The 8,901-nt window shown below is 53.9% G+C and carries 6 protein-coding genes; 5 read left to right on the top strand and 1 reads right to left on the bottom strand.

Annotated features, from left to right (window positions below; translation table 11 throughout):
* Positions 1-214 precede the first annotated feature (214 nt).
* Positions 215-415, bottom strand: coding sequence for an SbtA family thio(seleno)oxazole RiPP natural product precursor (sbtA, locus tag D5S03_RS08280; protein WP_008870570.1), 201 nt, complete (start codon positions 413-415; stop codon positions 215-217).
* Between the two features lie 794 nt (positions 416-1,209).
* On the opposite strand from sbtA, the gene D5S03_RS08275 reads away from it, so the two are divergent.
* The 5 genes from D5S03_RS08275 to D5S03_RS08255 form a co-directional block, all read left to right on the top strand.
* Positions 1,210-2,340, top strand: coding sequence for a class II glutamine amidotransferase domain-containing protein (locus tag D5S03_RS08275; protein ID WP_008870569.1), 1,131 nt, complete (start codon positions 1,210-1,212; stop codon positions 2,338-2,340).
* A complete protein-coding gene (locus D5S03_RS08270) occupies positions 2,304-3,941 on the top strand; it encodes a glutamate synthase-related protein (protein WP_287043418.1) in 1,638 nt (545 codons plus the stop codon). Before D5S03_RS08275 ends, D5S03_RS08270 begins: the two co-directional genes overlap by 37 nt.
* 16 nt (positions 3,942-3,957) lie before the next feature.
* Positions 3,958-6,327: an FAD-dependent oxidoreductase gene (locus tag D5S03_RS08265; protein ID WP_287043417.1), complete on the top strand. Its 2,370-nt coding sequence runs from the start codon at positions 3,958-3,960 to the stop codon at positions 6,325-6,327.
* A gap of 79 nt (positions 6,328-6,406) precedes the next feature.
* The gene (locus D5S03_RS08260) at positions 6,407-7,696 is read left to right on the top strand and encodes an ATP-binding protein (RefSeq protein ID WP_008870566.1); all 1,290 of its coding nucleotides are present in this window, start codon (positions 6,407-6,409) and stop codon (positions 7,694-7,696) included.
* Between the two features lie 445 nt (positions 7,697-8,141).
* A partial coding sequence (locus D5S03_RS08255) for a heterodisulfide reductase-related iron-sulfur binding cluster (RefSeq protein WP_287043416.1) occupies positions 8,142-8,901 on the top strand: 760 nt, incomplete at its 3' end.

The raw sequence follows: 8,901 nt of genomic DNA, 5'->3' as shown, positions 1-8,901 counted from the left end.
CCGGATGCTGAAACTGATGGTTTTCTTTCCGGAAACGAGGAGTTTTTTCTTTTGGCAAGGAAATCAAGCAATTATGAGGAGGCGTATCTTAATACGTTGACGAATAATTGTGCAGATTGACGCCGCCAAAAGGAACAAGAACCGTTTCCGGATGAAAACTAGATAAAGGACGCGACCTGCGTCCAGGACAGCCTTATCAGCTGCCGTTTCCTTCTCAGGCCCCGTTTCCATCGGGTTCATCATCAATGTCGTCGTCGTTGTCGTCACCATTGTTGGTGTCTGTTGCGGCTCCGTTGGTGGAGCATCCGCTCTGTCCCATGCCGAATGCAGGTCCCGGAGCGGCAAATCCTCCGCCTGTGAGCAGGGCGGCCAGGCACAGGCTGGTCAGGTATGTTTTTGCATCTTTTGCGTCCATTTTGTCCTCCAGAAAGTTTTAAAATGGTCAAGGCCTATACTTCCCTGTTTTTCAGGCTTTCGCAGGTCGCTCCGGAAAGCTTCCCCGAAAGCCGGTAATCATATGCACATAGCTGCCTCCCTTGTTTTTTAGTTTTGTTCTGTCTGGCCGTCTGAATACATTAATCAGGCAGCCATAACTTTAGTCAAACAAAAAAAGAAGTAATGAGGGTGATAATCTCAGGATATATTTGACTACGGCCTGGTCGTTGTCAAGAATAATTTTCATTAGCACTTATATCAGGAGATAAGAATTTCAGGCTGTGCTGTTTTGTTTTTTTTGCAAAAAAGTAAATTTATCGTGAAGGGTTGTCCGGTCCTGAAGGCTAAAACAGTGGATATGTATTTGAAACAGCCAGGAACGGTATCCAGGCTTTTTTCACATCCCTGCGCGGAAAATGCAGTCTGTCCAGGACAGTTCAAGGTAATGGTTACATTTCAGGCAGGCATGGTCACGGCTCAGATTGTGGCCCAGGTATTATGCTGATGCCTTGAAAGCATGCCTGAGGTGGTAATAAATTTTGGCCAGAGTTTCTATTACAATCTTGACAAATTATTTTTAAAGATGTCTACTTTTCTGTAGGCCTGCCAGCAAGGTGTTTCCCGCCCAAAACATGTCTGAGACCCGGCCTCCGGGGATCGGCATCCGTTAAAGGCTCTTTGCCGGTGCGCATGGCTGACTGTATACGGCCTGGTCAGGCCGGGAAGCAGTTGCTGCAACTGTTCCTGTTACCTTCAACCCGAGAGTAAATTAAAATGTGCCGCTTGTTTTCCCTTACCAGCACCTCCTGTGTTTCGCCCATGAAGGCCATTGAGGCCCTGGACATGATGAAGGAGGGCCACGACGGTTCAGGAGTAGGGCTTTTTCTCAGTTCCTTAGAAGGCCCTTTCAGCAGGTATAAAGGACTGCCTATTCTGTCCGGGATTTTTACCCGCAACGGCTTTAAACGCATGGAGGAATACATGGCAGAACTGGGGTTTATTCCCCGGTTTCAGCTCACCCTGGACACCACAGGCAATCCTCCCCCGGGTACTCCCAGACGCGAGATATATCTCATACAGGTCTTTGATCCGCCGGAAGAATTTAAAAGCCTGGAGCCTGTTTTACAAGAACGTAAATTGACCGAGACCCGTCTGAATCTCAGGCATATGGGCCAGGAAAAGGAGGACATGGTGGTCTTCAGCTTCTGGCCGGATGTCATTACCATCAAGGAAGTGGGTGATCCTCTGGAGACCGGTCAGTACCTGGGCCTGGACCGGGAAGAGCTCTGTGCCCGTCAGATTCTGGCCCAGGGCAGGCAGAACACCAATTACGGCATCAACCTGTATGCCTGTCACCCGTTTTTTATCCAGGGCGTTTCCAGTATGACCAACGGCGAGAACACCGCATTTGTACCCATTAAAGAATACCTTAGCACCCAGGGTGTTGTGGGCTACGAGGGTTACCAGTCGGATTCCGAGGTCTTTACCCATATCCTGCACTTTACCCTGAAGGAAATGGGCCTGGGTATCGAAGCCTACAAGCACGTCATTACGCCCCTGCAGGGCAGCGACCTGGAAGCTCATCCGGACCGGGAGTTTCTGCAGAGGTTAAAGCAGGCCTGCAGACGTCTGATTATCGACGGCCCCAACTGTGTCATCGGATGCCTGCCGGATAAAACCATGTTTATGGTTCAGGACCGCAAGAAGCTCCGCCCGGGCATAGTGGGCGGCAGGCCCGGGCTTTATGCCTTTTCATCAGAGGCCTGCGGCCTGGACGCAGTAATACCGGACCGGGACAAGTCCCTGGATTTTCAACCCATGCACTTAGATACAGCCATAGTCTCCCCTGAATGCAAGGAGGTCAGGATATGCCGGCAGACGCAGCCATTACCCCTTCAACATTAAGCCAGCGCGATCTTCCATGGCAGATACACTGGGACGTGCATACCTGCACCCTTTGCGGGCGCTGTACCGCGGTATGTCCGGTCAATGCCATTGAACTGGGGACTTTCCGCAAAAGAAATATAGTGGTGCCCTTTGTGGGAGGTCAGGAAAAGCCCGCTTCCAACTTCGGAGTCTACCACGGTATCCGGCAGAGGACTGATCCGGGATATGCCTGCATCGGATGCTCCATGTGCAACCTGGTCTGCCCCAACAATTCCATTTCGGCCATAAAGTCCGAGTCCACGGATATGCTCAGGTTTCACCGGGACCGTGGAGGGCAGCCCAGGACCAGGGGCGGCCGGCGCAATCACGGGGACAGTGTCCTGGATCAGATGAAATTCATGCGCATATCCATGCTCACAGACCCGGCCCTGGATGCCGGCCGTCATGAATTTGAGCTGCGTACCCTGATAGGCAGGGTGCTGCCCCCGGCCAAAGCCCTTGCAAGCTGGAAGGAAAACGGCTGGACCCCTCCGGTGCGGGAAATTCATCCTTTGATGATAGGCAGCATGAGTTTCGGAGCCCTGTCTCCCAATATGTGGGAAGGCCTGCAGATGGGGGTGGCCTACCTCAATGAAGAACTGGGCATGCCCGTGCGCATCTGTACCGGGGAGGGGGGATGTCCCCCAAGGCTTCTTCGCTCCAGGTTTCTCAAATACGTAATCCTGCAGATCGCCAGCGGCTATTTCGGGTGGGACGAGATAATCCATGCCCTGCCGGAAATGAAGGAGGACCCCTGCGCCGTTGAGATCAAGTACGGCCAGGGAGCCAAGCCCGGGGACGGCGGCCTTTTGCAGTGGCACAAGGTCAACAAACTCATAGCCGCCATTCGCGGCGTACCTCCGGGGGTGAGCCTGCCCAGTCCCCCCACGCACCAGACCAAGTATTCCATCGAGGAAGCCGTGGCCAAGATGATCCAGTCCATGAGCATGGCCTGGGGATTCAGGGTTCCGGTTTATCCCAAGATTTCGGCATCCAGCACTTCCCTGGCGGTGCTGAATAATCTCACCCGCAATCCTTATGCCTCAGGACTGGCCATTGACGGGGAAGACGGAGGTACAGGCGCGGCCTACAATGTCTCCATGGATCACATGGGCCATCCCATAGCCTCCAATCTGCGGGACTGTTACCTGAATCTGGTCAAACTGGGCCAGCAGAACGAACTGCCTCTTATAGCCGGGGGTGGGGCCGGCAAAAACGGCAACCTGGCCGCCAATGCCGCAGCACTGATTATGCTGGGTGCAAGCGCGGTGCAGATAGGCAAGTACATTATGCAGGCCGGGGCAGGATGTCTGGGAACCGAGGGGGATCGCTGCAACATCTGCAATATCGGCCGGTGTCCCAAGGGCATCACCTCACAGGATCCAAGGCTGTACCGCCGCCTGGACCCGGAAAAGGTGGCTGAGCGGGTGGTGGATGTTTACGTGGGCTTTGATACCGAGATCAAAAAGATACTGGCACCCCTGGGCCGCTCCACCTCTCTGCCCATAGGCATGTCCGATGCCCTGGGTATTGCGGACAGGGCGGTGGCGGACAGGCTGGCCATCAAGTATGCAGTGTAATTGTCAGGAGAAAAAGATGCAGGAAGCGGAAACCATAAGGCTCAAGGGCCGGGATGATTCCGGCAGGGTGTCTTCGCGGGTGCTGGAGGAGAGAATCCAGGAGGCAGTCAGGCAGGGGGCGTCAACCATAGAAATTGAGGCCTTTGGCCAGCATGGTCTCGGGGGCAGGATATTCAAACCCGGCGGTGAAAATACCAGGGTATTGATTACCGGGTCATCCGGTCAGCGGGCTGGTTCCATGGGTTTTTCGGGTACGGAAATCCAGATAATGGGGCCGGCCTCGGATGATATCGGTTGGCTGAATGCCGGGGCGGATATCGTGGTGCACGGTCACGCCACCAACGGGACCTGCAATGCCATGGCCCAGGGCCGGGTGTTTGTTGCCGGCAATATCGGTTCCAGGGGCATGACCATGACCAAGTTCAACCCCAGGTTTGAGCCCCCGGAGCTCTGGGTGCTGGGTTCCGCCGGGGACTATTTTGCCGAGTTCATGGCCGGGGGAGTGGCCGTCATCTGCGGGCATAATCCTCAGGACCCGGCCAGTGTCCTGGGGTATCGTCCCTGCGTAGGGATGGTCGGGGGCAAGATATTCTTTAGAGGTCCCGTTGAGGGCTACAGCCAGGCCGATGCCAGGCTGGAGCCCATTTCTGATGAAATGTGGGAGTGGTTTGCCACTAATCTGCGCATTTTTCTGCAAAAAATAAACAGGGAAAGCCTGTATGACAAGCTTTGTGTGCGTCAGGACTGGCAGTGCCTGGTGGCCCGGACTCCCATGGAAAAGGTCGGTGCCAGGAGGCGTTCCATGGCACAGTTCCGTGCTCAGATCTGGGATGAAGAGCTGGGCAGGGGAGGTCTCATTGGAGACCTGACAGATCTGGACCGCAGCCAGATTCCTCTTATTACCACCGGGGACCTGCGCCGCTACGTTCCTGTATGGGAACACAGAAAGTACATGGCCCCCTGTCAGTGGGCCTGTCCCACAGGCATGCCCGTTCAGGAGCGCTGGAGGCTCATCCGGGAGGGCAAGGTGGACGAGGCCGTAGACGTAGCCCTGGCCTTTACTCCTTTTCCGGCGTCAATCTGCGGGTATCTGTGCCCCAACCTGTGCATGCAGGGCTGCACCAAGACCACAAGCAATCTGCAGCCTGTGGATATCACCTGCCTGGGCAGGGAGGGCACCAGGTCCAGGGTGCCGGATCTGCCTGATCTGAGCGGTTCCAGGGTGGCCGTAATCGGTGGAGGGGCTGCAGGCATATCCGTTGCCTGGCAATTGCGCCTCAAGGGCCACGATGCAGTGATATTCGATCTGGAAAAGGTCCTGGGGGGCAAGATGTCCACCGCCATCCCGGAAAACCGCATTCCAGCAGAAATCCTGGATGCAGAGTTAGAGAGGGTGCGCCAGGTCCTGGCGCATGTGCACCTGCAGCAAAAGCTCACCAGAAGCGAATTTGAACAGCTTAAATCCGATTTTGATTACGTAGTTGTGGCGGTGGGGGCCAGAACACCCAGGACCATCCCCATTCCGGGTTCCGACAGAATTATCCCGGCTTTGACCTTTCTTAAAAATGCCAGGCAGGGGACCCAGGAAGTAGGGGAGAGACTGGTGATAATCGGTGCGGGCAATGTCGGATGCGACGTGGCCACCGAGGCCCACCGGCTGGGAGCCCGGGAAATTACCCTGATAGACATCCAGGAGCCGGCTTCTTTCGGCAAGGAGCGCCGGGAGGCCGAACACGCAGGGGCCAAGTTCAGGTATCCCTGCTTCACCAAAGAGGTGACTGCGCAAGGGGTGGTTTTGACCTCCGGGGAAGTCATACCGGCAGATACTGTGGTCATTTCCATAGGGGATATGCCGGACCTTGAGTTCCTGCCGGAATCCATAAGCACCAGGCAGGGGTTTGTACTGGTTGATGAGGAAAACCGCACCTCTGACCCGCAGGTATTTGCCATCGGCGATATTGTAAAGCCCGGCCTTTTAACCGATGCCATCGGGGCCGGGCGCAAGGCTGCTCAGACCATTGATGCCCTGCTGACGGGCAAACGCCCGGACCAGGGCAAATCTTGGCTGGAAAGATTTGATGTGGAATACAGCGAGAGTTCGGAGCGCATCGATTATTCCCGCATGACCCAGGAATACTATGACCCAAGAATTACACATTTTGAAGGCTTGAACGGCTGCGCAGAGCAGTGCTCGTCATGTGGATCGTGCATGGATTGCGGGCTTTGTGATGCGGTCTGTCCCACCGGGGCCATTGAGCGGACTGATCTGCCCCAGGGAAAATTTCAGCGGGCAGCGGATCCGGAAAAATGCATCGGATGCGGTTTCTGCGGCAAATGCTGCCCCTGCGGTATCTGGGACCTGGTGGAGAATTTTCCCATGGGGTGAGGTTTATTTTCATCGTTATTGCAAATGAGCAGGCTTTATTTGCATTGACAGCCTGATTTTTCAGGGTTATTGATATGCTATGGATGAACATACCTACAGGGTCCTTCTTGGGCTTAATCCCTGGATCCGGGACGCTTCAGCATGGCCGGGCTGTGCCGGCAAATATATTCCAACCGATTATATCCCCCGCAGCAAAAAGATAAATCCGGTTGAGGACCGGGTATGCCTGCTCACCGGCCCCAGGCAGGCCGGTAAATCCACACTGATCTGGAAAACCATCCAGGAGGACTCCAAGCCCTGGATGTACATAAATTGTGAAGAACAGAGCCTCAAAGAACTTTGTTCTTCGCCAGCCCTGTTTTTCCAGGAAATGGAGCACCTGGCCTCTCAGGCCCGGGGCTGGTTTTTCGATGAAATCCAGCACTTGCAGGAAGCCGGACTGTTTTTAAAAGGTCTTGCAGATTTGAGAACCAGAAAGGCCATCATTGCAACCGGTTCTTCGAGTTTTCATCTGCATGCCCGGACCAGGGAGTCCCTGGCCGGCAGGGCCGAGCGTCACCTGCTTCTGCCTTTAAGCCTGTCGGAAGTTTTGCCTGGCCATGTTCCTGAAACTGTTCGCCTCATGGAGGGCAAAAGTTTATGGGAAAAACTCCTTGTCTGGGGAGGATATCCGGAAGTCTTTCGCAGTACTGAGCGGGAAAGCGTGCTGGCCCGCCTCGTGGAGGCTTTTGTCCTGCGGGATGCATCGGATATTTACAGAATACGCAATCCAGAGGCGTTCAGAAAGCTTCTGGGTCTGGCAGCATCCATGAGCGGCAACTCGGTGAACTATTCCAACCTGGCGGATTCCCTGGGAGTCAGTGTAAATACAGTAAGTCAGTATCTGAATATCCTGGAAGAAAACCATATAATCAGACTGCTTCCACCTTATATTGGAGGCAAGCGAGCCGAAATCACTTCCAGACCCAAGATTTTTTTTCTGGACAACGGATTGCGTAATTTTTTGTTCGGGGGCTTTCAGTCCCTGCACAACAGGTCTGATGCCGGAGCAGTCATGGAAAACATGGTTTTTTGCGAGTTGTCCAAGTACATGCATCCTATTCTGGACGGGCTCAATTTCTGGAGAAGTTCTTCAGGTGCAGAAGTTGATTTTGTTCTGCAAAAAGGGCAGAAGATCATTGCAGTTGAGGTCAAGTCTTCAAATATAAAAAAGCCAAAGATTAGCCGTTCACTGCGAAGCTTTATCCAGGCCTACAGACCGGATCAGGTTCTGGTGGTCAACCAGGGGCTTACACATTCAACCAGGGTGGACGGGGTAAATGTAAGTTTTCTGGTTCCGCCTGAATTTCCCCTGGTTTTAAGCGGTTAACTTCGTTTTAAATGTGACTGCGCATCGCCTGCTTCCCAGTGCCCGGCGAGGACAACATAATCTTGACCCGTCTTTACGCGGTCGCCCGAAAAAAATAAAAACTCCGATTAGTTAAGCGTTTTACGCTCAAAATGTTGTTTCATTTTCAAAGAAAGCCAAGAAGTTTTGCCCACGGAACACACGGAAGGACACGGAAGCTTTTTTTTTCTTATTGCTCCCACGCTCTGCGTGGGAGCGTATCTGGATCCAGCACTCACTTTTGGCAATGGAGAAATACCAGAAATAAATAGTATTCAAAAGTGAGTGCTGGATCATTGGTGGACGCGGAGCGTCCGGAAGATGTTCCCACGCAGAGCTTGGAAACAATAAAGGAATGATGCCCCGGAGGGGCCACTTTTTCCGTGCAAGGTCGCGGAAAAAGTCTATATAATCAAGGATCAAGCAAGTGTCTGAATCTCCTGAAAATAAAGCCCGGTATGTCCTGGAGCGCTGTGCAGACTGTGACGAATGTCGCACCATGATGACCGATGTCTGTCCTTTTTTCCAGGAACTTTACCGCCTGTTCGATGACATGCAGGAAACGGGCAGGAGTCCTGGATCTAAGGACCTGCGCCTTATGGTGGATCGCTGCAACTTCTGCGCCCTTTGCCCCTGCCCGGAGATCCGCAACCGCATTCTGGATGCCAAAAGCTCCTTTATAGAGCGAGACAAAATGAGCCCGGCCCTGAAAATTATTCAGGACGTTGAAAAATGGGCCGGTAAGATGACCCGTGTCCCTTCTCTTGCAAACCTGCTGCTCCAGGGCAGGCTTGCCTCAAATCTTCTTAAAAAATCCGCCGGACTGCACCCGGACAGGGATATACCCAGAATTCCTGAGCAGGACCTGGATTCATGGACCAGAAAAAAGGGCATTGCTGATACATCTTGTGCAGACACTCCGGGAGCAGCCCTTTTTGCCGGCTGCTCAGCCAGGTTCTTTTTTCCGGAAGCGGCCAGAGCCGCCGTGGGCATCCTGCAGAGAAACAATATCAGTGTGTATTATCCAGAGCAGAACTGCTGCGCTATGCCGGTGATGCTGGAAGGGGACCGGGATCTGACCCTGAAGATGATGCAGCGCAACCTGGAAAGCCTGACCCGGACCCTGGATGCCGGGCACGATATAGTTTGCTCCTGTCCCACCTGCGGGTACATGTTCCGGGAGCTTT

Source organism: Desulfonatronospira sp. MSAO_Bac3 (genome assembly GCF_003838035.1).
In the GTDB taxonomy this organism is placed as follows: Bacteria; Desulfobacterota; Desulfovibrionia; order Desulfovibrionales; family Desulfonatronovibrionaceae; genus Desulfonatronospira; species Desulfonatronospira thiodismutans.
This window is presented reverse-complemented; position numbering and strand designations above follow the sequence as displayed.